This is a genomic window from Jezberella sp. (assembly GCF_964834465.1).
Genome location: NZ_CBAZRM010000020.1, coordinates 1 through 21834, shown reverse-complemented (window position 1 = coordinate 21834; position 21834 = coordinate 1). Strand labels below are relative to the sequence as shown.

Below are 21834 nucleotides of genomic sequence, written 5' to 3'. Positions count from 1 at the left end.
GATCATGTAATGAGGTGGCAGGCCACGCGATGGCCCGAGGCGATTTCGCGAGGTATTGGATCGGCTTGGTTGCACACGGGCATCGCGTGAGGACAACGCGGGGCGAACCGGCACCCAGCGCCTAAGCCAATGAGTTTCGGTACCGAACCCGTAATCGTAGGCAGCCGTGTTTTTTCAGACGCATCTAGGTCGATTCTAGGAATAGATCTGATCAGTCCTTGGGTATAAGGATGCTGGGGGTTTGCAAACAAATCTTCTACCCTCGCCTCTTCAACCACTCGTCCCGCATACATGACCACAACACGCTGGGTCGACTCGGCCACCACGCCCATGGCATGGGTGATCAACATGATGGCCATGTTGAATTTGCTTTTCAGGCTATCGAGCAAATCGAGAATTTGCGCCTGAATCGTCACATCCAACGCAGTCGTTGGCTCGTCGGCAATCAACAATTTAGGGTTGCAAGACAGCGCCATCGCGATCATCACGCGTTGACGCATGCCACCAGAAAACTGATGAGGATAATCATGGACACGGGTTTCAGGCCGCGGGATATTCACCAGACTCAACATCTCGACCGCACGCTGCAGCGCCTGCTTTTTGGTCAAGCCTTCATGCAAACGGCACGCCTCCGAGACTTGATCGCCAATCGGCAACACCGGATTCAAGGAGGTCATCGGCTCTTGAAACACCATGCCGATTTCACGGCTGCGAATCTTGCACATTTGTGCTTCGTCCGCGTGCACCAGGTCGCGACCCTCAAAGGTGATCGAGCCACTGGCGATTCGCCCCGGTGGCATGGCGAGCAACTTCATGATGCTCATGGCAGTCACGCTCTTACCGCAACCTGACTCACCGACAACGCCCAGTGTTTCGCCCCGGTTGATATGAAAGCTCACGCCGTCAACCGATTGGACAACCCCTTCGTCGGTATCGAAATAGACCCTGAGGTCGCGAATGTCTAATAAAGGATCAGTCATGTCTGGCCTGCTCAAAGAACACGCCGAGGATCGTAAGCATCACGTAATCCGTCACCGATGTAGTTAATCGTCAAAACTGTCAAAAAGATGAGAACGCCAGGCGCAAGCGCCCAGTGAGGGGCGACATCCATCTGATCTTTCGCGTCAAACAGAATACGTCCCCAGGTTGGCACATCTGGGGGAAAGCCCAGGCCCAGAAACGAGAGTGTCGACTCAGCAATGATCGCGGCAGCGACATCAATGGTCGCGGCGACGATCACGGGCCCGATGGCATTGGGCAAAATATGCTTAACCACTTGACGCCAACGACTTGCCCCCAGCGCACGAGCGGCTTCGACAAACTCTTTTTCCCTGAGTGTCAGAAATTGTGCACGAACCAGTCGAGCCACCGGCATCCAGCGTAAACCGCCGATCACGATGACTACCAGAATAAAGATACCCATTTCGATGCCAACGAGCTTTTTTAAACTATCGTTGAATAGATAGAAGATCAGCAGCAACAAAGGCAACTGAGGCAAGGATAGAAACAAATCGGTTAACCACATCAAGCTGGTATCGAGAAACCCTCTCGACATCCCCGCCAAGGCGCCGATGACCACACCAACCGTCATGGCAATCAACATGGCAACCAGACCAACGGCCAGCGAGATGCGCCCACCATATAAGATACGTGCGAGCAAATCTTGTCCGAGATCGTCCGTACCCAAGGGGTGAGCCCATGAAGGCGGTGAAAGCGTTGCGCTGAAATCGATTTCGTTAATCGGTACCCGCCACAACCATGGGCCTAACACCACCGCGCCAACAATGATCGATAGCAGGCCGAGGCACAAGAGTGCGAGCTTATGCTTTCTGAAACGCCGCCAAGCCTCTTGACCAGGCGTCGTTGATGCGGCAGAGACTTTATTGCGTTCAGCTAAAGGAGATGCGGGGATCGAGCCAGCCATAGATCAAATCTGCCAAAAGGTTACAAACAATGACAAGCGCCGAAAAAACGAAAGTGACGGCCATAATGACAGGCGTATCGTTGGCTAGCATTGAACTAATGAGTAATGAACCGATGCCGGGTATTCTGAAGATTTGCTCAGTGACAATTGCCCCACCGAAAATCGCAGGCATTTGCAATGCCACCAACGTCACCACCGGAATGAGTGCATTACGAAGCACGTGCTTGGTCATGATAATTTTTTTAGGTAAGCCCTTTGACTTCGCCGTCGTCACATAATCAAGCCGGATGACATCCAGCACAGCTGATCTGACATAGCGTGTCCAGGATCCGGCTTGGAACAGCCCGAGCACAGCAACCGGCATGATCATTTGCTTCGTTTGATCCCACACCAATTGCCAACCGGTAGAGGTCAAATTTGCTTGATAAACGAAAGGCAACCAGTTCAGGTAAACGCTAAAAAACAAAATAAACAAGATGCCCGTAAAAAACGTCGGCAAAGAAAACCCGATGAAGGCTAAGGTATTGGCCAGCTGATCAAACAGCGAATACGGCCGGGATGCCGCAATGACGCCCACCGGGATAGCGATCGCCAATGCCAGTAATTGTGACGACCCGATCACCAAGAGCGACGTCCCGACCCGCTGGCGAATCAGCACATCCACATCCATGCGGCTGATGAACGAGAAGCCCCAATCGCCTTGCAACATAGCAAGCAACCAATGCCAGTAGCGCACCATAATGGGATCGTTCAACCCGAACTTTTCACGCAAAGCTTCTGCGACCTCGCGGGGGATGTTGGGATTGCTCGTCATTTCACTGAAAGGATCCCCTGGCGCGAGCGCCAGGATGGTAAACAACACCAAACTGATCCCAAGCAAGCTCGGGATCGCAATCAAAATACGGCGTAAGAGATACCGAGACATAGCTTTGCTGCTCTAAAAAAAATTTAAGCAGCGATTATGCCACGCGATACCAATCCTTCAGAATAGCGAGGTCGTTATCCCAACCTGTCGGCGTGACACGCAAGTTAGAGGCAATACCTGACACCATCGGACGATGCAAAATGGGGATAATGCAGTGTGAGTTACACACCATGTCATTCATTTGAATATACAAAGCTGCGCGTTTGACAGGGTCTAACTCATGCTGGGCTAGTGCGTAGAGGCGATCGTACTCAGGATTAACGTAACGAACAGTATTTCGCCCTTGCCACTTGTTGGCCTTGGCACCTGCGTTCGTCGAAACATACTGATCCATAAACCTTTCTGGATCAGGTTGCTGCTGCGTCGTCGTGTACATCTGCATATCAGAGTAAAACTTGATGTAGATGTCATCGTTACCAGGATCGCTCGAGAAAAACACCGAAGCAGTGACTTGTTTGAGATCAATATCTACACCAGCCTTCTGGCACGCTTGTTTGATGATCTGCTGACACTTTTGGCGAGGGCCGTTAATCGAGGTCTGAAACTGCAACTTGAGTGGCTTACCGTCTTTCATGCGGATGCCGTCAGCGCCTGGCTTCCAGCCGGCTTCATCAAGCAGCTTTTTAGCTTTCTCGATATCAAATTCAGACTTGGTATTTTTTGAGGCAAACTGAGCGGGGCCATTTTCATAGTTTGCCGTTGCCTTGGCTGTACGGCCGTAAATGAATTTCTGCATGCTCTCTTTGTCAACAAGCAAAGCGAGAGCGTCGCGAACCTTCGCATCTGTCAGAATGGGGTGAGGTGCCTTCAAGCTTGACTTTTCACCATCGACTTCCTTCCATGGATCGGTCTGGTTAAGCTGGATGAACTCAAGGTTACCGCCCCAGCTCAAGTGAAGCGAACCTTTACCGCCTTGCTCAAAGCGCTTGAGTACTTCATCTTCTACCTGCAAATTCCAGGCGTAATCGTATTCACCCGTTTGCAACACTGCACGAGCGGCCGACGGCGCATCACCACCACCCTTCATTTCGATGCTGTCAAAATGTGGGCGATTGGCTTCGTGGTAGTCGGGGTTGATCACCCCTTTCACCATGTCGCCTGGTTTGAACTCAACAAATTTGTATGGGCCAGTACCAACAGGTGCCAGATTGACAGGTGCTTCACGTGACTTTTCGCCCGCGAATGGCTCAAACAAATGCTTAGGGATAATGCAACCATAAATACCGCAATACGGATCAGCCCAGAAAGGCGTTGGTGCAGCGAATTCAACCCGAACGGTATAGTCGTCAACCTTGATGAATTTGCGATCTTTGTAGCTACCGATCGACACAGAACTGGTGGCTGGATTGGCGGCATAGGCAGCGGTAAAGACAACATCGTCGGCGCTAAAAGGTTTGCCGTCGTGCCATTTCACGCCTTTTTTCAACTTCCAGGTGACCGACAGACCGTCAGCAGCAACACCACCGTTGGCAACGCTCGGGATCTCAGCAGCCAAAATTGGTACCAAACCACCGTCAGCATCGTAGGCAGCCAGCGGTTCGTAGAAAATTCTTGAGCCTTCCATGTCTTTGGTACCCACCGCAAAGTGCGGGTTTAACAGGGTCGCCCCTTGCCACCAGAGCAACTTCAAGGCGCCGCCGCCGCCGCGCTTAGTGGGCGCATAGCCAGGCTTATCAGCAGCGTTGGCAATGCCAGCGTGAGTGAGCAACTGAGAGGCCATCGGCACTGTCAGCCCAACCCCTACCATCAGCCGCAAAAACTCTTTACGTGACATTTTGTTGTCTTTTACACCGCTGATCAGCTGGCGAATGTTGGATTCATTCATTTGTTGCTCCAAGAATTAAACTGGCAAAGCGCAAAGGTAATATAAAGTTTGTTTGACGGCAACTATATTTACGATAATGACTAAGCACAATACTCTATTTACAAAAAGGCGATTTTGATATGTCGATCAAGAAGCAATCCATCAAGCTACCCATGATGACCCCGGGTACCGAGCGTGAAATCGCCGTTTTCCGCTACGGCAAAAAAGGCGCACGCCCTAAGATTTACATGCAGGCGGCAATCCACGCCAATGAAATGCCGGGCACCATGGCTCTGCATTACCTGATGCCCATGCTCGCCGAGGCCGACAGCAAAGGGTTGATTAAGGGCGAGATCATTGTTGTCCCGACAGTGAACCCAATCGGCCAAGCACAACTCGTTGGCAATGGCCACGCAGGTCGTTATCACCTGCTGAGCTACGACAATTTCAATCGCAACTGGCTCGAGCTGTCGACCGCCGTTGCCGATAAAGTCGGTAAGAAACTGGGCCAAGACGGCCTGCGAAACGTTGAACTGATCCGTCGCGCAGCCAACGATATACTGAACAGCATGAAGCCGACCACCGAGCTTCAGACCTTGCGGGTTGAAGTTCAAAAGTTATCGACCGACGCTGACTTTGTGCTGGACTTGCACTGCGACATTCATGCGGCGATGCACATTTTCTCTGGTGCACGGGATTGGGCGCATGAACCCATCCAATCCCTGACCGCCGACTTGGGCGCAGTCGCCAGTGTGTACAACGAGCCCTACCCCCGCGTACAAACCTTTTCCGGGGTCAACGGTGCATTGTGGGCTCGACTGGCAGAGAAGTTTCCCGAGGCGAATATCCCTCAGGCATGCATGTCGGTGACCGTCGAGATGCGTAGCCAGCACGACGTGAGCCATGACTTGGGCAAAACAGATGCCGAGCATTTGTATTGCTGGTTGACGCGCCAAGGCATCCTTGCCGGCAAAGCGCCACCGCTGCCAAAAGCAAAGTCGCGTGGCACGCCGATGAGTGGCGTCGATGTTGGTTACAGCAAAGGGACTGGTTTTCTGGTGTATCACCTCAAGCCCGGGGCTAAGGTCAAACGAGGTGACCCGGTATGCGATGTGATCGACCCGTCAAATCCCAACGGGCCAAAGGCTCGCACAACCTATTGCAGTCAGACGGATGGCGTTCTGTTTTCGCGCCGCCTTGATGGTTACTTATCATGGCCAGGTCAAGTCTTGTGGCGCATTGCTGGGTCTGACCCCTTGCCTCACCGGATTGGCATGACGGGCCTCGATGACTAATGGGGCGATGCCAGTCACCGTGACTTCCCGTGAGCAAGCGCTTGGGGGGCTACGCGGTGCCTGGCAATTTTCAAGGGTGATTTCAGGGTCTGCCGCTGCTAGCGTGCAGGGGCATGCGACGTTCACCCTACAACAAGCCGATCTGATGCTCTATGAAGAACAAGGGTCTGTTTTATTAGACACGGGTCAGTCTCTCGTGGCCAGACAGTCTTATCTTTACCAGTTCACGGATCTTGGCTTCAAGGTGTACTTTGTTGAAACCTTAAGACGTTTGTTTCATGAGGTATCACTGTGCGAGCACGCTGGTCAGTTGAGTGGTCGGGGTCACCACCCGTGCGGGCAAGATACCTATCGCACCAACTATACGTTTGATCTAGCAGTCAACCTGTTTCGGATAGAACATCGAGTGACAGGGCCGCGCAAAAACTATGTAAGCAAAACTGAATATCTCAGGCAAACAGGCTAAGCCGACCTGCATTCACCGCAGACCGTTGGCTAAACGGATCGCGTCTGGTCGTTGACGCAAGCGGTACATGGCAACACAACCGAGTGCAGGCCCGATGGCCAGGGTAGCAAAGCCCAAGCGCCAACCGTACCACGCTACCAGCTCTGGCACTAAATGAATACTGACCAACGTCAGCAAGAACCCGGCGCATGTCTGCACGGTGAGCATGGTCCCCGTGATCGAGGGTTCACTCAACTCAGCAATACTGGCAGAGAACTGGGCTGAATCTGCAACCACCGACACCCCCCAAACCAGCGACACCATGATGACGAGCCAGGGGCTTGAACCAAACAGGCAGGCAATCAAAAGCGCACAACCTGCACTCGTACTCATGGCAAGGATAGTCAACGTCGTTCGACCCATTCTGTCGGCAAACCAACCACCGGCAATGGCACCCAGCGAACCTGCCGCAACGGCAGCGAAAGTCACCAAACTGGCCACGTGATTGGGATCAAGCATACCCGCTGCGGCAAAACTGGCAGACAAAAAAACAGCTAACCACGCCCACATGGCATAGAGCTCCCACATGTGGCCAAGGTAACCCAGATTAGCTAAACGAAGCGAGGGATTGCGCCACGCTTGCATCATGAAGCCTAGATCGATTCGACTGCTGCGTGCCATATTGGGCCCCAAACCACAGAACGAAATCCCCAGCCCTGCGAGTGCGGCAAAGCCTGCGGCAACGGCATAGATAGTGCGCCAGTCGAGGCCCTCCATCGCGGCCAGCAAATGAGGGCTGGCCGAACCGAGCGTCAACCCACCAACCAATAGCCCGATCAATAACCCCATGTCTCGCTGTGCCCATGTAACCGCAAGCCGCATTCCCACAGGATAAACACCGGCCATGCACATCCCTGTCAGAAATCGCAACAGAAAGACAGGCCAGCCTACTGCGGGCAACAGCGCAAGAGATCCGGTGGTCAGGGCAGCCACCCACGCGCTCAGCATGAACAACCGGCGTGGGTCGTACCGATCTGCAAGCGAAAGCGCCGCACTGACGATGGTGCCTAGGACAAAACCGCATTGCACAGAACTCGTGAGCAACGCTTGATCAAGCGGCAATATCTCTTGCGTTCGCTTGATGGTCGCCACCACGGACGCGGATGAGAACCACACCGCCATGGCACCGATTTCGCAAAGCAACAAAATCAGTAACGAACTGAACTTGCCTGGCAGGGTTGGTAGATCTTGTGTGCTGACAGTCAACCCACTGACCTCACTCGAAACTGATCTGCCTGATGGGTAACCGGCAACCGATCTGTTGCAAACAGCTTACGACGCAGCGGGCCAGATCGGTACGCCGTCTTGTAAACCCCACGCTCTTGCAAAATCGGGATCACGTGTTCGATGATGTCGTCGAAACATTCAGGCACGACGGTTCGAGACAAGTTGAAACCGTCAACACCAACCGCTGTCCAAGCCATCAATGCATCAGCGACTTGCTCGGCCGATCCGACCAAGGGCGGCTGACGACTGCCCAGGGTCATTTGTTCTAGCAACTTACGTTTCGTCCATTGCGGGCCAGCCGTGCGGGTCATTGCCTCAACATTTGAAATGATGGCCTGGCTTTTTTCTGTGGCGATCGGCTCGTCAAGGTCGTATTTCGCAAAATCGATGCCCATCGACGCGGCCGCGTGAACAAGAGCTGCCTCAGAACTGACGTACTGCTTGTACTCTTCAAACTTCTCTGTTGCCTGCGCTTCAGTCTTGCCAGTCACGATCGTTGCACCGAGAAATACTTTGATGTCTGTCGCTGACCGACCCAGGCCAATCGCCTGCGCTCGGATGTCGTCAACAATCGATTTCACGCCCTCTTTGCTCTGGCCATTGACGAAGACACATTCAGCGTGAGTCGCCGCGAAGAGCCTCCCGCGCGTGGAAGAACCCGCCTGATACAGCACTGGGGTTCGTTGAGGTGACGGTTCAGACAGATGCATCGCATCGACTTGATACTGTTGCCCGTGGTGATGAATCACATGCACTTTAGACGCATCTGCATAGATACCTGTGTCTCGATTCATGCTGACAGCATCGTCCTCCCAACTCCCTTCCCAGAGCTTGTAGACAAGTGCCATGTATTCTTCAGCAAGATCATAGCGATCGTCGTGCGCCATCTGCCCCGTCAAGCCAATCGCTCGTGCAGCGCTATCCAAATAACCCGTCACGATATTCCAACCGACTCGCCCGCCCGTCAGATGGTCTAGCGTGGACATTCGGCGGGCGAATTGAAACGGGGATTCATACACCAGATTGCTCGTCACGCCAAAGCCTAGATGCTCGGTGACGGCTGCCATCGCAGGTATCAGGAGCGTTGGATCATTAACCGGCACTTGCACTGCCCCACGCAGGGCAGCATCAGGGCTTGCACCGTAGACGTCATAAACGCCCAAGACATCTGCAAAGAAAATGCCGTCGAATAATCCTTTTTCGAGCTTGCGGGCGTAGTCAGTCCAGTAGTGAATGTTTCTATAGTCAGACGATTGATCACGCGGGTGGCGCCACATCCCTTGTTGTATGTGACCGACACAGTTCATGTCGAAGGCATTGAAATGAATTTCTCTGGACATTTTTTTTACTCAATTGATCTCGCTTCACGAATCTGAAGTATAGGCGCGCGCCAAACTGCGGCAGCGGATACTCAACGTTGAACAACAAAATCAGGGAAAACACTTAAGAGCAAACCCAGCTACATCAAGCTCATTTGACCAACGACAATTTAAACCGTATGTTCTCGTCTACAAAATAAATACAAACAAAAATATTTAAGAAAATTGGAGAAGGCGTTTGTCGAGTCAAGTAGCATCTGCGTTACTCAGCGTCAGAGACATCACGGTTCGCTTTGGGGGCATTGTTGCGTTGGATGCGGTCAGCTTTGACGTGCCACGCAACAAGGTCTGTGGCTTAATCGGCCCGAACGGTGCCGGTAAAACGACACTTTTCAATTGCCTGAGTCGGCTCTATGCCTATCAGTCGGGCGATCTGGTCTTTGACGGAAAATCAATCACCCAGACGCCTGTCCACGACATGCCGCGTGTGGGGGTCGGCAGAACCTTTCAAAATCTCGCGATGTTTAAAACCATGACGGTGAGACAAAATGTCATGGTCGGTGCGCATAGCGGGTCAAGTCAAGGCTTTATCGGCAACATGCTGCAAACCCCCGCGTCGCGCCATGAGGAACAGCGATTGGTCGATGATGCCAATGCCTTAATGGATTACTTAAAGCTCTCACCATATGCCGATCATACGGTGGGTGATTTGCCCTTTGGTATCCAGAAGCGCGTTGAATTTGCGCGGGCGCTGGCGGCGAAGCCGAAAATGCTGCTGCTCGACGAACCGGCTGCCGGGCTAAACCACAGTGAACTCACGGATCTCGGTAACTTCATCCGATCAGTACGTGATGATATGGGCATCACCGTGTTACTCGTCGAACATCATATGAATTTGGTGATGGCCGTCTCTGATTGGATCGTTGTGCTCAATTTTGGCAAGAAGATTGCCGAAGGTACGCCCGAAGAGATCCAGCAACATCCCGAAGTCATTCGTGCTTATCTTGGAGACGGCGACCGTGAAGCTGCTTGATGCCGACAATCTAAGTGCCTGGTATGGCCCGAATCAAGTCTTATTTGAGTTGAAATTCAATCTTGATGTGGGTGGGATCACCACCATCTTGGGCGCCAATGGTGCAGGTAAAACGACGACCCTGCGCGCGGTCTGTCAAACCGTGAAGACATCCGGTGCGTTAACGTTTCTGGATAAACGTATCGACGGCAAGGCGACAGAGGACATCGTGCAAACAGGCATTGCACATGTGCCAGACGGTCGAGGTACCTTTAGCCAACTGACGGTTGAGGAAAACCTGCGTTTAGGCGCCTATACCCGCAGGGATAAGCTTGAGGTCGCTGCCGATATTGAACAGGCGTATCGCAGGTTCCCCCGGTTGAAAGAGCGTTATCGACAGCAGGCAGGCACCCTATCAGGCGGTGAACAACAAATGCTCGCCATTAGCCGAGCCCTCATGCTGCGCCCTCGGTTGCTCTTGCTCGATGAGCCTTCGTTTGGTTTGGCCCCACTGATCGTCAGAGAAATTTTCGACATCATGCGACAAATCAATGAAGAGGACAAGGTCAGTATGTTGTTAGTCGAACAAAACGCGACGTTGGCGCTTAGCCTCGCGGATCACGCCTATCTGCTTGAAACTGGCAAGATCGTGCTGTCAGGATCATCGGCAGACATCAAAGCCGATGAATCGATTCGTCGCGTTTATTTAGGTTACTAATAATCCACCCGCTGGATGCTGAGGCAAGTATGGATTCTTTTCTACAACAAATATCAGCCGGTCTTGCCAATGGCGGCATTTATGCCGCCATTGGTCTCGCACTGGTCATGATCCACCAATCCACGCATCATATTAATTTTGCGCAAGGCGAGATTGCGACGTTTTCAACGTTCATTGCCTGGGCGCTGATTCAGGCAGGTATCCCTTACTGGATAGCATTTCTGATCACGGTGATCGTGTCTTTTGCACTCGGTGTGATGATTCAGCGTATCTTTCTCAAACCGGTTGAGAAAGCACCGGTGTTAACGAACGTGATTGTCTTCATTGGCTTGTTGGTGATCTTCAATTCGATTGCAGGCTGGATTTTTGACTACACCATTAAATCCTTCCCAAGCCCCTTCCCTGTTGAAGGTATGTTCTTGCCTAAATACTTTTCGGGCCATCAGATTGGTTCGATTGCCGTGACGCTCGTCGTGCTGTTGTCAGTCTTTTCATTTTTTCGCTTCACCCCTCTCGGACTTGCCATGCGTGCGGCTGCGTTCAACCCTGAGTCTGCGCGCTTGGTGGGGATCAAAGTTTCTTGGATGCTAGCGTTAGGCTGGGGGATGGCCGCGCTGATTGGTGCGGTGGCAGGTATGATGATCGCACCTGTGGTCTTTCTCGATCCAAATATGATGTCGGGGATTTTGCTCTACGGTTTTGCTGCTGCCCTGCTGGGTGGCATTGACAACCCTTGGGGTGCGGTACTCGGGGGCATCATTCTAGGTGTGCTTGAGAACTTACTCGGTGCGTATGTCATTGGCAGTGATTTAAAGCTGACGATGGCACTTATCCTTATTGTCGCAATCTTGATCTTCAGGCCGTATGGTTTGTTTGGCAAGCCGATTTTCTCACGCGTTTAAGAGAGCCTGTATGCAGACCATTTTTAAAAAGCTCGCTTATCCGCTTGGATTACTGCTGCTACTCGTGCTGCCCTTCTTGGTTGAGGACTTTCGAGTATCCCAATTTAATCAAGTCTTGATTTACGCCATTGCCATCTTAGGACTCAACATTCTGACGGGCTTTGGCGGCCAGATCTCGCTTGGTCACGGTGCGTTTTATGCCGTCGGGGCCTACACCAGCGCCATCTTGATCATTCAGTTCGGGATATCGCCCTATTTGACGCTACCGATCGCGGGGGCCGTCTGTTTGGTCTTGGGTGTGTTGATGGGGTTCCCTGCGCTACGTTTGACGGGACACTATCTGGCGTTGGCAACCTTTGCGCTGGCCATCGCAACGCCGCAGTTGCTCAAGCACAAGGCGATTGAAAAATGGACCGGTGGCGTGCAGGGTTTGATTCTGGACAAGGCAGAAGCACCGTTTAAGTTGACACTGTTCGGTGCTGAGCTGAGCGAGGATCGCTGGTTGTACTTTGTCATTTTACTGGTTGCGATTTTGTTGTTCTGGCTTGGCCGCAATTTGCTGAATGGTCGTATTGGTCGCGCGATTGTTGCAGTGCGGGATCAACCCGTCGCGGCGGCTGCCTTAGGGGTCAACCTGACCGTTTTAAAAACAGCGACCTTTGGGGTATCAGCAGCCTATACCGGTATCGCTGGTGCTTTGAGTGCACTCGCAGTATCCTTTGTTGCGCCAGACAGCTTCCCCTCCTTCTTGTCCATCAGTTTGTTGGTCGGGGCAGTGGTTGGTGGATTAGGTTCTATTTATGGGGCGATTTTCGGGGCCCTGTTTATTCAGTTTGTACCGAACATTGCCGATCAACTCTCGAAATCAGCGCCGTGGGCAGTTTATGGTGCGATTCTATTGGCGTTCGCTTATGCAGCGCCAAACGGGGTGATGGGCATATTCAAAAAAATCACAAAAAGGAGATAGACGTGAAATTTAGCTGCAAGAGCGTATCCTCAATCGCCCTGATCGCCACGCTGGCGCTCGGTGGCTCATTTGCCTTGGCACAACCTTATAGCCCTGGAGCGACGGATACCGAAATTAAAATCGGTAACATCATGCCCTACTCTGGGCCCGCTTCAGCCTATGCTTCGTATGGCAAGGCTCAAGCCGCCTACTTTGCCAAAGTTAATGACGAAGGCGGTATCAATGGCCGCAAAGTGAACTTTATCTCTGTCGATGATGGTTATTCACCGCCGAAGACCGTTGAGCAAGCGCGTAAGCTGGTTGAGCAAGACAAAGTGCTGTTGCTATTTGCAACGCTGGGCACACCAACCAATAGCGCCATCCACAAGTACATGAATCAAAAGAAAGTGCCACAACTATTTGTACAGACAGGTGCTTCAAAATGGGGTGATCCAAAGAACTTCCCTTGGACCATGGGTTTTCAACCTAACTATTTCAGCGAAGGTCAGATTTTTGCTCAAGCTATCCTAGAAAATCAGCCCAATGCCAAGATCGGCATCATCTATCAGAACGACGACTTTGGTAAAGATTACATCGCAGGCTTAGAGTCCGGTCTCGGTGCGAAGAAAGACTTGATTATCGCTCGTGAATCATTTGAAGTGACCGACCCAACGGTCGACAGTCAAATGGTCAAACTCAAAGCAAGCGGCGCAGATGTGTTGATGAATTTCGCAACCCCTAAGTTTGCGGCACAAATCATCAAAAAAGTGGCTGAACTCGGTTGGAAACCCGTGCACTACATGACCGAGGTATCTAGCTCACCGGGCGCGACGCTTGTCCCTGCGGGCCTGGCGAACGCCACTGGCATCATCACCACTGGCTTCTATAAAGACCCAACAGATACTCAGTGGAAAGATGACAAAGCCATGATTGAGTATCACGCCTGGTTCAAGAAATATCTGCCCAGCGCTGATCCACTGGACACCTACTTTTTGCAAGGCTATCTCAATGCGCAGACGCTTGAGTATGTGTTGAAGCAATGTGGCAATGACCTGACTCGTGAAAACGTCATGAAACAAGCTGCCAATATCAAGGACTTGAAATTGCCGCTCTTGTTGCCTGGGATCAACGTGAATACCGGACCAGATGATTTCTACCCGATCGAAAAAATGCAACTGGCAAAATTCGATGGTAAAGAATGGGTTCTGTATGGCAAGATCTACGGCAAGTAATAAAAAGCTTGCAATCAGCAGATCACCGTTGACGCTGCTGGCACGCTCTGTGTGAAAATTTGCGGCAGACCACCTATCGATAGGCGGCTGCCGCAATTACTTTGGATGGCATGAGCCTTTCAACGACATTAGTCGTGTGCGATATTGACCGACACCTGTTTGACTTCGGTATAGCTCTCGAGCATACCTTCAAGCGAAAATTCACGCCCTGCACCACTTTGCTTCATACCGCCATAAGATTGACCCAGTTGTTGGCCTCCCCCTTGATTTACCATGACCCAACCCGCATCGAGTGCATGAGCCATCCGCAAGGCAGGCGCACCAGCGCGTCCCCAGACAAACGCTGCCAAGCCATATTGCGAATCGTTGGCCCGCTCAATGACCTCTGCCTCGTCACGCCACGTGGTGACCGATAAAACTGGGCCAAACACTTCTTCATGGGTTAATCGAACGTCGTCGGGCAAATTCAAAAACACCGTGGGTTCAAAAAAGTAGCCATCTGACATGGGGCCAGACTTAGGTGGTAAACCGCCCATCACCAAGGCGCTGGGTCTCGCCTCAATCGCTTCTTGCACATAAGCGCAAACCCGCGAAAACTGTTTGGCATTAACCAACGAGCCTGTATCAGTCTCTTCATTCAAGGGATCACCGACACGCATTTTCTTAAGCTTGTCTGTCAGTGTTGCCAAAAACGAATCAGCAATTGACTCGTGCAAGAACAATCTTGAACCCGCTGTACACGATTGGCTTTGCCGAGTAAACCGCATGGCCGTGATGACGCCATCAGCCGTGAAGTTTTGATCAACATCAGGCAAGATAATTTGCGCGCTCTTGCCACCGAGTTCAAGCGAGACGGCAGCGATCCGATGACTGGCAGCCGCCAGAATCGAGCGCCCCACCCCGGTTGAACCCGTAAACGACACCTTGGGGATGCCAGGGTGTTCTGCGATCGCCGCACCGCATTCAATACCGTAACCAGTCAACACGTTCAAAACACCGGGCGGCAAAAAGTCTGAACAAATGCGAGCCATTTCCAAGACGGCCAGCGGGGCTTCTTCTGAAGCCTTCAGCACCATGGTGTTGCCCGTCATAATCGCTGGTGCAATCTTGAGCGCAGACAGCATCAAAGGCGCATTCCAAGGCACGATAGCGCCAACCACCCCATAGGGCTCTCGACGGGTGTAATCCAGTGTGCCTTGGTTCAAATACGTCGTCTTGCCCTTAATCTCGCGCGCCAGACCGGCGACATACCGAAAGATCTCAGCGGTCAATGCCGCTTCGCCGCGGCTTTGCGTGCGCAAGGCGTTGCCGTTTTCAGTACTGACAATACGAGCGAGGTTTTCTTTATTGGCTTCAAGGCTGTCGGCGATTGCGTGCAAAATCTTGCCACGCTCAGGCGCAGAGGTGCGGCGCCAGGATTTGAACGCTTGTTTTGCCGCTGCAACTGCAATGTCGACGTCACGAGCACCCGCTCTGGGGACTTTGGCAAAAATCGATTTCTTGGATGGATTTTCGACATTGATCCAGTCACCATCGGCGCTATCGACCCATTGACCATTGATCAACATTTGTTGCAACTTCACTGAAGAATCCATCTTTCACACTTCCCAAAAACAAACGATTAAATGTTAAACCTATTGCTCCAACGAGATACCCCGGTACCCATCGGCCGCGATCTCGTTACAAATAACGCGATACTTATCCAAGCCAGCCACATAGGGCATGAAGATCCGCGGTTTGCCGGGGATATTAGCACCGACATACCAAGAGTTTGCTAAAGGATAAAGTGTCGAGTCCGCCACCTCATTGACGTGCTTAACCCACTGATCCTCGGCCTCAAGCTGCGCTTCGACTCGGTTTAACTGCCGGGCTTTGACCGTTTTAAGTAAATCGAAAATCCAGTCAACGTGCTGCTCGATCGCCGCGATCATGTTGGTTTTGACCGATGGGCTACCGGGGCCAGTGATGATTAACATGTTGGGGAAACCTGCAGTCATGATCCCCAGATAGGTCTTTGGCCCGTCTGACCATTTCTTTCTCAGGTCATGACCCTCACTATCTCTTATGTCAATGTCCATGATGGCGCCGGTCATGGCATCAAACCCAGTCGCAAAAATAATGGCATCGAGCTCGTACTCGGCATTTGTCGTCTTAATCCCCTTCTCGGTGATCTCAAGAATGGGCGCACTTTTTATATCGACCAGCGTCACATTGTCGCGATTAAAGGTTTCAAAATAGTTAATATCAAGCGGCAGTCTTTTCGTACCAATATAGTGGTCGTTGGGGCACAACAGCTCTGCCACCTTTGCGTCTTTGACTATCCCACGGATCTTTCTGCGAACAAAATCAGACAACTGTTCGTTGGCCGCTTTGTTCGTGAGAATGTCTTTATAGCCATAGAGAAAGCTGATGTTGCCACCGGTGCTCCATTTTTTCTCGAAGATTTCTTCACGAGCCTCTGCGCTGTCCTCGAGCAAGCACTTTTTTGGCGGTGGATAGCCTGAAATCCCAAAAGGGGTTTTATCTGCTTCTGCGCGGGCTTGTTTATAGTTTGCCTTGTGTTGTTTGACGAACTCTGGCGGCAGAACGTAGTTACAAGATGGCACAGAAAAATTGGCACTGCGTTGAAAAACGGTCAGATGCTTGGCTTCTTTGGCCACGACGGGGATGGTCTGAATGCCTGAGGCACCGGTACCAATGATGCCGACACGTTTACCAGTGAAATCCACCTTTTCATGCGGCCATTGTCCCGTGTGGTACCAAGTCCCTTTAAAGTTCTCTAGACCTTTAAACTCTGGGACACGAGGCAGTGATAAATTGCCCGATGCCATGATGCAAAACTGCGCCGTGATTTTTTCACCTGCAGTCGTCGTTAACGTCCACCGATTCGTCTGGCGATCAAACACTGCAGATACCACACGCGTCTTGAATTGGATATCGCGACGCAGATCGAAACGGTCTGCCACGTGATTGGCATATTTAAGGATATCGGGTTGGGCTGCAAAACGCTCTGGCCACTCCCATTCTTGTTGAAGGTCGTCTGAGAAGGAGTAAGAGTATTCGAGACTCTCAACATCACAACGAGCCCCGGGATAGCGATTCCAGTACCAAGTACCGCCAACGTTATCCCCCGCTTCGATCACTTTCACCTTGAGATTGAGCGCCCGCAGCTTATGCAGGGTATACATGCCGGCAAAGCCAGCACCGATCACAACAACGTCGTATGGCAAGTGGTTTGATGCAACTGCAGTCATGTTTTGTCCCCTGATGAATTATTTTTTAAACACTTTATCGTGATTCTTTATTGTTGGTTCATAGTCTAAATCTAAATGACGCTGCGTCAAAGCTCGACTTGATATCATGTCACTGATGAGACCGGACCAACCGGCCACCACCATGCCATCTCAGGAGACAACCCGTGATCAAAACCATCGGATTCCCAGGTCGATACATACAAGGCCCTGGCGCGATAGCGCACCTACCATCTCTTTTAAAAGAATTTGGTGTGCAGTCGCCAGTGATTGTGATGGATGACATTGTGCGCGACGCAGCGGGGGCCGTGATTCTTGAACCTTTGCAGCGGGCAGGTTTTAAGGTCAAGGTGCTGAGATTTCCGGGCGAGTGCTCAGCGCTAGCAATTGCAGAGATGGCCCAAGGTGTTGATCCCCAACACGATGATGTCATTATCGGTTTTGGTGGTGGTAAGACAATTGATGCCGCCAAAGGGGTTTCTAAAGTGCATGGTTTGCGTCTGATCATTGCCCCAACGATTGCGTCCAATGATTCCCCCACGAGCAGGTTGATTGTTTTGTACGACGACCAACACCGCGTCGCCAGCGTCGAGATGTTGACCCGAAACCCTGACGTGGTTTTGGTCGATAGCAATATCATTGCCCAAGCGCCTCTGAGATTCTTTGCCGCAGGGATTGGTGATGCACTGAGTAAACATTTTGAAGCAACCCAGTGTCATTTGGCCGGAGGTAAAAACTTTTTTGGCACGCCGTCGCTACCAACCGCTCGGCTGTTGGCTCAACGCTGCTACGAAACGATTCTGGCGTATGGTTTGCCTGCTCTTGACCATCTTCGAAAAGCGGGCCGACCGGACGAGAACGTCGAGCGTATTATCGAGGCAACGGTGTTGCTAAGCGGCCTGGGCTTTGAGAGTGGTGGATTATCGATTTCGCACGCCCTGACGAGAGGATTCACCGCGCATCCGGGCATGAGTAAAGTGTTGCACGGTGAGTTGGTCGCGTTCGGTTCAATTGTCCAACTGATCGCGGAAGATAGGCATCAGGACGACATCATGGCTCATGCCAAATTCTGCCACCGAGCGCAGTTACCCGTCACGCTGGCTCAATTGGGGGCAGCCAATGCCACTGCAGAGGATCTGTTCGTGATGGGTTCGCTCACCATGGCGGCCCCGTACATCGGCAACATCCAACCGGCGGCTGAGGCAAGTCGGCTGGCTGACTGTATTAGACGTGCCGATATAATCGGACATGAATTAATCAGGGCTGATTGAGCAAAGATTGCACCTCAACAAAGATTGCACCTCTACAACGATTGCACCTCAACAACGATTACGTCTCAACAAAGTTGGCATCTCAAGGATAGCGCATGAAAGCAGCTTGGTACGAAAAAAATGGTGAAGCACGTGACGTGATGGTCGTTGGCGAAATGCCCTGCCCCGACGTTGCTCCCGGTGAAGTTAAAGTGAGGATTCATGTATCGGGGGTCAACCCATCGGATGTTAAATCGCGACGCGCAAGACCGCTGAGTACAGATCGTGTGATCCCCAACAGCGACGCAGGTGGTGTCATTGAAGCCGTGGGCGCCGGGGTAGCCGCTGGTCGGATTGGACAGCGGGTCTGGATATGGAATGGTCAATTTGGTAGGCACCTTGGCACCAGTGCCCAGTACATTGTGCTGCCAACCGAGCAAGCTGTCGTGCTACCCGATAATACGAGCTTTGACGCGGGTGCTTGCATGGGCATACCGGGCCTGACTGCGCTTGAGGCGGTTCATCGTTGTGGCAATATCGCTGGCAAAACGCTCTTGATTATCGGTGCGGCTTCGTCGGTGAGCCACTACGCTGCGCAAATGGCTGTACAAAAAGGTGCGCGAGTCATTGGCACAGTCAGTTCACCGATAAAGGCCGCTCACGCTTTGGCAGCTGGCGCCACAGACATTATCAATTACAAAACTGAAGATGTGGCTGAGCGTGTCAAACAGTTGACCAATGGACACGGCGTTGATGCCATCATTGATATGGATTTCTCGACCACCTCGACGCTGATTCACAAAGGCGTACTCAAAGCGCATGGCACAGTGGTCTGTTATGGATCGAATCAATTAGCTGATCATTCCATCCCTTTCAGGATCAGTCTGTTCGGTTCATTGAGTTATCAATTCTTTCTGGTGTATGACCTTGCACCGGCGCGACGCCTGGATGCACTTGAAGATCTCAATGAATTGCTGGTTGCTGGCAAACTGCAACATACCATCGGTGCGCGTTATACACTGTCAGATGTGGTTGCCGCCCATGAAGCAGTAGAGCAAGGTAGCGTCATGGGCAACATCGTGATTGATATCGACTAATCGTTCTGACTAATCGTTCAGTCACTTGATGAGCGTCAACGCCTTAGTCTGAAAACCCTGTGAACGCGTCACTGGGGGCGCCCCAACTGGTGTAGCCACCATCGACGGGGACGGTCACCCCGGTCATGTATGACGCTTGATCAGAGGCCAGAAACAGCATCACTTTGGCGATATCTTCTGGGGCACCGAGTCTACCCATCGGGGTGTGGCGCTCGATTTCACGCTGATCGAGTCGGCCTTGAGCAATGACGTTTTGAACCAAAGGCGTCAGAATATACCCAGGGGCAATCGCATTCACGCGAACCCCAGCAGCAGCCCATTCACAACCCATCGTGCGGGTAATCATAGAGATCCCGGCCTTGGCAGCACTATAGCCATTGCGCAACGTCAGTCCACTGATCCCTGCGATCGAACTGATATTAATGACACTACCCTTACCCTGCGCGATCATTTGCTTTGCGCAATTTTTGGTCATCATATAAGTGCCTGTCAGGTGGATGTCGATCAATCGACGAAACACGGCTACGTCTTGCTCAATGGTCGGCTTTGCTTGATCCGCAATACCCGCGCAGTTCACCAAGACATCAATACGACCATATTTTTCTATGACAGCGCCAACAACCCGATTAACCTGACCCTCGTCGGCAACATCGCAACTGATCCCTAAATGCTGGCTTCCAAAATACTGCTGCTCTAATTGTGCCGCGACACTCTCTGAGACCGCTTCGTTCAGATCAGCAACAACAACAATCGCACCTTCTTTGGCAAAGGCGTGGGCGCCCGCGAGACCAAGCCCACTTGCGCCACCAGTAATTAACACGACTTTTGATTCGAGCTCTTGATACAAGGTTGTCTCCTTTTTTGATATTTTTGATCACGCTATTCCAGCCATTGTGCTTTGCAATCAAGCATGGTTGGTTGCTCGACTGAAAAGCTAAATATTTCTCGAAAGCATGATATCAAGCTTGTAGCATTGATCGAAGCTCGTTTCTACTCTAACTTCTCCTTGCCGTCTGCTTGAACCTCGGGAATCATACAAATTTCAGCACCGTCAGCGGCAGAACTACATTCGCAACCGCCAGGACTATCAGTCGTGCATACCTCAGCATCGGTCTTTAGCTTCTCGTCAACAGACGCCAAAGAGAACGATCCGGCATTGGCATTCTGCGCAGTTGCGGCGGTGATAATACTTCTAGCCGTTGGTTGAGCCGTCGTCGGAAGCACAATCGTCGGTACAAGATTGATGCTGGTCGTTGTCGTCGTGGTCGTGGTGGTGGTCGTAGCGGCTTTAATCGTCAAGGCACCGTTCTTCACCACCACTGCATAATCGCTATTAGCACTAGCTTTCAGAGAATCAGCATAAGTGCCTGCAGTCACTCCGGAACCATAGCCAGAAATACTCAGGCCAATCGAGCTTGAGGTGTCAGACCCTTGCAAGCCCGATACGTTAGCAGCACTGTTAGTCTGCGTTGCGCCATTTTCGTTGCTCGTGGTACTACTGCCGTTCACGTTTAGCGTCGCTGGGGTAATTTTCAGCGATCCATCTTGCACCGTTGGTGTGTAATCCCCCGAGCCAACTTTCACCGAAAGTGCGTCAGAAACGGTCCCTTGACTGACGTGCGTTGCGGTGGCACTACCGGTGACAGATAGACCTATAGAACTAGCTGTATCGCTACCTTGCAAGCCGTTGAGCGTGTAGGTATTGGTCTGTTGAGCACCGTTGTAGACGTTGCTCGATGTATCACCAGTCACCGAGAGTGATACTGGTGTGATCGTCAAACTACCATTTTTGGTGGTTATGGCGTAGTTAGTCGATTTGACTGACCCCGCAAGCGAGTCAGCAACAGTGCCATCACTTACGTGCGTCGCAGTTGCACTACCACTCACCGATAATCCAATTGAGCTTGCTGTATCTTTCCCCTGCAACCCGTTGATTGAGTACGTGTTGGTTTGAGTGCCGCCATTGTAGGCAGTGGATGTTGTTGCGCCATTAATGGCAAGCGTTGCTTGGTTAATCGTCACATTATTGTTGGCAGACTGTGCCGTCTGGCTTGCCAACACGTAGTTACTCGCTAAGCCTGTCGTGCTACCCGAGCCACCGTTGGCCAGCGTGATGCCCGTGACATAGTTAGCACCATTCGCGCTCACGTTCGCATTGGCTGCCGCCGCCGTCCCGGTGTAACTCAACACCTCACCGTTCACGCCCGTGATCGACAGTTGGTCAGACGTCAGTGCAGTCGTTCCATCATACGTTTTAGTCGCACTCACCTTGGCAGCAGCCTGACCAATCGTCAGCGCACCATTCGTGATCGTGACGTTGTAGTTGCCATTACTCGTGCTCGCCGACGTGTTGTACGTGCCCGCGTTCTTGCCGCTCGCCGTATCACCCGTCACACCAAGATTGTCACTGTTGTACACCGTACCGGA

19 protein-coding genes are annotated in these 21834 nt (G+C 51.9%); 9 read left to right on the top strand and 10 right to left on the bottom strand.

All coding sequences use genetic code 11. The features are described from left to right. Positions 1-2: 2 nt before the first annotated feature. The 4 genes from AC1W8Y_RS13920 to AC1W8Y_RS13905 are packed head-to-tail and all read right to left on the bottom strand — an operon-like array spanning position 3 to position 4674. On the bottom strand, positions 3-980 hold the full coding sequence (locus AC1W8Y_RS13920; RefSeq protein WP_482015097.1) for an ABC transporter ATP-binding protein: 978 nt from the start codon (positions 978-980) through the stop codon (positions 3-5). Positions 981-991: 11 nt separating this feature from the next. Further along, entirely contained in the window at positions 992-1924 is a 933-nt protein-coding gene (locus tag AC1W8Y_RS13915) for an ABC transporter permease (RefSeq protein ID WP_482015096.1), read from the bottom strand. Beyond that, on the bottom strand, positions 1890-2849 hold the full coding sequence (locus AC1W8Y_RS13910; protein ID WP_482015095.1) for an ABC transporter permease: 960 nt from the start codon (positions 2847-2849) through the stop codon (positions 1890-1892). Before AC1W8Y_RS13910 ends, AC1W8Y_RS13915 begins: the two co-directional genes overlap by 35 nt. A 34-nt stretch (positions 2850-2883) precedes the next feature. After that, a complete protein-coding gene (locus AC1W8Y_RS13905) occupies positions 2884-4674 on the bottom strand; it encodes a peptide ABC transporter substrate-binding protein (protein ID WP_482015094.1) in 1791 nt (596 codons plus the stop codon). 119 nt (positions 4675-4793) lie between these two features. On the opposite strand from AC1W8Y_RS13905, the gene AC1W8Y_RS13900 reads away from it, so the two are divergent. Then, positions 4794-5948 carry a succinylglutamate desuccinylase/aspartoacylase family protein gene (locus AC1W8Y_RS13900; RefSeq protein WP_482015093.1) on the top strand — a complete coding sequence of 385 codons (1155 nt, stop codon included), beginning with the start codon at positions 4794-4796 and terminating at the stop codon, positions 5946-5948. After that, a complete protein-coding gene (locus AC1W8Y_RS13895; RefSeq protein ID WP_482015092.1) occupies positions 5941-6414 on the top strand; it encodes a DUF6314 family protein in 474 nt (157 codons plus the stop codon). The genes AC1W8Y_RS13900 and AC1W8Y_RS13895 overlap by 8 nt, the downstream gene beginning before the upstream one ends. Positions 6415-6426: 12 nt before the next feature. On the opposite strand, the gene AC1W8Y_RS13890 is transcribed toward AC1W8Y_RS13895, so the two are convergent. Together AC1W8Y_RS13890 and AC1W8Y_RS13885 are read right to left on the bottom strand one after the other, a co-directional pair. After that, positions 6427-7659: an MFS transporter gene (locus AC1W8Y_RS13890; RefSeq protein WP_482015091.1), complete on the bottom strand. Its 1233-nt coding sequence runs from the start codon at positions 7657-7659 to the stop codon at positions 6427-6429. Then, positions 7656-9020: an LLM class flavin-dependent oxidoreductase gene (locus AC1W8Y_RS13885; protein WP_482015090.1), complete on the bottom strand. Its 1365-nt coding sequence runs from the start codon at positions 9018-9020 to the stop codon at positions 7656-7658. Before AC1W8Y_RS13885 ends, AC1W8Y_RS13890 begins: the two co-directional genes overlap by 4 nt. Positions 9021-9237: 217 nt before the next feature. Between AC1W8Y_RS13885 and AC1W8Y_RS13880 the strand changes: the two genes are divergently transcribed. Genes AC1W8Y_RS13880 through AC1W8Y_RS13860 form a run of 5 tightly spaced genes read left to right on the top strand, consistent with a single transcriptional unit; the run spans position 9238 to position 13809 of the window. Continuing rightward, entirely contained in the window at positions 9238-10032 is a 795-nt protein-coding gene (locus AC1W8Y_RS13880) for an ABC transporter ATP-binding protein (protein WP_482015089.1), read from the top strand. Next, entirely contained in the window at positions 10019-10729 is a 711-nt protein-coding gene (locus AC1W8Y_RS13875; RefSeq protein WP_482015088.1) for an ABC transporter ATP-binding protein, read from the top strand. Before AC1W8Y_RS13880 ends, AC1W8Y_RS13875 begins: the two co-directional genes overlap by 14 nt. A 29-nt stretch (positions 10730-10758) precedes the next feature. Next, positions 10759-11631 (top strand): branched-chain amino acid ABC transporter permease, encoded by an 873-nt coding sequence (locus tag AC1W8Y_RS13870; RefSeq protein WP_482015087.1) that lies wholly within the window; start codon positions 10759-10761, stop codon positions 11629-11631. A 10-nt stretch (positions 11632-11641) separates the two neighbouring features. Beyond that, entirely contained in the window at positions 11642-12598 is a 957-nt protein-coding gene (locus AC1W8Y_RS13865) for a branched-chain amino acid ABC transporter permease (protein WP_482015086.1), read from the top strand. Between the two features lie 2 nt (positions 12599-12600). After that, a complete protein-coding gene (locus tag AC1W8Y_RS13860; protein WP_482015085.1) occupies positions 12601-13809 on the top strand; it encodes an ABC transporter substrate-binding protein in 1209 nt (402 codons plus the stop codon). A gap of 128 nt (positions 13810-13937) precedes the next feature. Here AC1W8Y_RS13860 and AC1W8Y_RS13855 read toward each other — a convergent pair whose 3' ends face one another. Together AC1W8Y_RS13855 and AC1W8Y_RS13850 are read right to left on the bottom strand one after the other, a co-directional pair. After that, positions 13938-15392 (bottom strand): aldehyde dehydrogenase family protein, encoded by a 1455-nt coding sequence (locus AC1W8Y_RS13855; RefSeq protein ID WP_482015084.1) that lies wholly within the window; start codon positions 15390-15392, stop codon positions 13938-13940. A 51-nt stretch (positions 15393-15443) separates the two neighbouring features. Continuing rightward, positions 15444-17063, bottom strand: a complete 1620-nt coding sequence (locus AC1W8Y_RS13850; protein WP_482015083.1) for a flavin-containing monooxygenase — start codon at positions 17061-17063, stop codon at positions 15444-15446. A 164-nt stretch (positions 17064-17227) separates the two neighbouring features. Between AC1W8Y_RS13850 and AC1W8Y_RS13845 the strand changes: the two genes are divergently transcribed. Beyond that, complete coding sequence (locus tag AC1W8Y_RS13845; protein WP_482015082.1) at positions 17228-18331, top strand: glycerol dehydrogenase; 1104 nt, start codon at positions 17228-17230, stop codon at positions 18329-18331. Between the two features lie 95 nt (positions 18332-18426). Continuing rightward, positions 18427-19407 carry an NADPH:quinone reductase gene (locus tag AC1W8Y_RS13840; RefSeq protein WP_482015081.1) on the top strand — a complete coding sequence of 327 codons (981 nt, stop codon included), beginning with the start codon at positions 18427-18429 and terminating at the stop codon, positions 19405-19407. Positions 19408-19450: 43 nt separating this feature from the next. Here AC1W8Y_RS13840 and AC1W8Y_RS13835 read toward each other — a convergent pair whose 3' ends face one another. Together AC1W8Y_RS13835 and AC1W8Y_RS13830 are read right to left on the bottom strand one after the other, a co-directional pair. Continuing rightward, on the bottom strand, positions 19451-20254 hold the full coding sequence (locus tag AC1W8Y_RS13835) for an SDR family NAD(P)-dependent oxidoreductase (RefSeq protein ID WP_482015080.1): 804 nt from the start codon (positions 20252-20254) through the stop codon (positions 19451-19453). Between the two features lie 143 nt (positions 20255-20397). Continuing rightward, positions 20398-21834: beta strand repeat-containing protein (locus tag AC1W8Y_RS13830; protein WP_482015079.1), on the bottom strand; the 1437-nt coding region annotated here is incomplete at its 5' end.

What these genes read in the sequence shown, in the direction of transcription:
- AC1W8Y_RS13920 (WP_482015097.1), bottom strand. Translation starts at nt 980, where the DNA reads ATGACTGATCCTTTATTAGACATTCGCGACCTCAGGGTCTATTTCGAT.
- AC1W8Y_RS13915 (WP_482015096.1), bottom strand. Translation starts at nt 1,924, where the DNA reads ATGGCTGGCTCGATCCCCGCATCTCCTTTAGCTGAACGCAATAAAGTC.
- AC1W8Y_RS13910 (WP_482015095.1), bottom strand. Translation starts at nt 2,849, where the DNA reads ATGTCTCGGTATCTCTTACGCCGTATTTTGATTGCGATCCCGAGCTTG.
- AC1W8Y_RS13905 (WP_482015094.1), bottom strand. Translation starts at nt 4,674, where the DNA reads ATGAATGAATCCAACATTCGCCAGCTGATCAGCGGTGTAAAAGACAAC.
- AC1W8Y_RS13900 (WP_482015093.1), top strand. Translation starts at nt 4,794, where the DNA reads ATGTCGATCAAGAAGCAATCCATCAAGCTACCCATGATGACCCCGGGT.
- AC1W8Y_RS13895 (WP_482015092.1), top strand. Translation starts at nt 5,941, where the DNA reads ATGACTAATGGGGCGATGCCAGTCACCGTGACTTCCCGTGAGCAAGCG.
- AC1W8Y_RS13885 (WP_482015090.1), bottom strand. Translation starts at nt 9,020, where the DNA reads ATGTCCAGAGAAATTCATTTCAATGCCTTCGACATGAACTGTGTCGGT.
- AC1W8Y_RS13870 (WP_482015087.1), top strand. Translation starts at nt 10,759, where the DNA reads ATGGATTCTTTTCTACAACAAATATCAGCCGGTCTTGCCAATGGCGGC.
- AC1W8Y_RS13865 (WP_482015086.1), top strand. Translation starts at nt 11,642, where the DNA reads ATGCAGACCATTTTTAAAAAGCTCGCTTATCCGCTTGGATTACTGCTG.
- AC1W8Y_RS13850 (WP_482015083.1), bottom strand. Translation starts at nt 17,063, where the DNA reads ATGACTGCAGTTGCATCAAACCACTTGCCATACGACGTTGTTGTGATC.
- AC1W8Y_RS13840 (WP_482015081.1), top strand. Translation starts at nt 18,427, where the DNA reads ATGAAAGCAGCTTGGTACGAAAAAAATGGTGAAGCACGTGACGTGATG.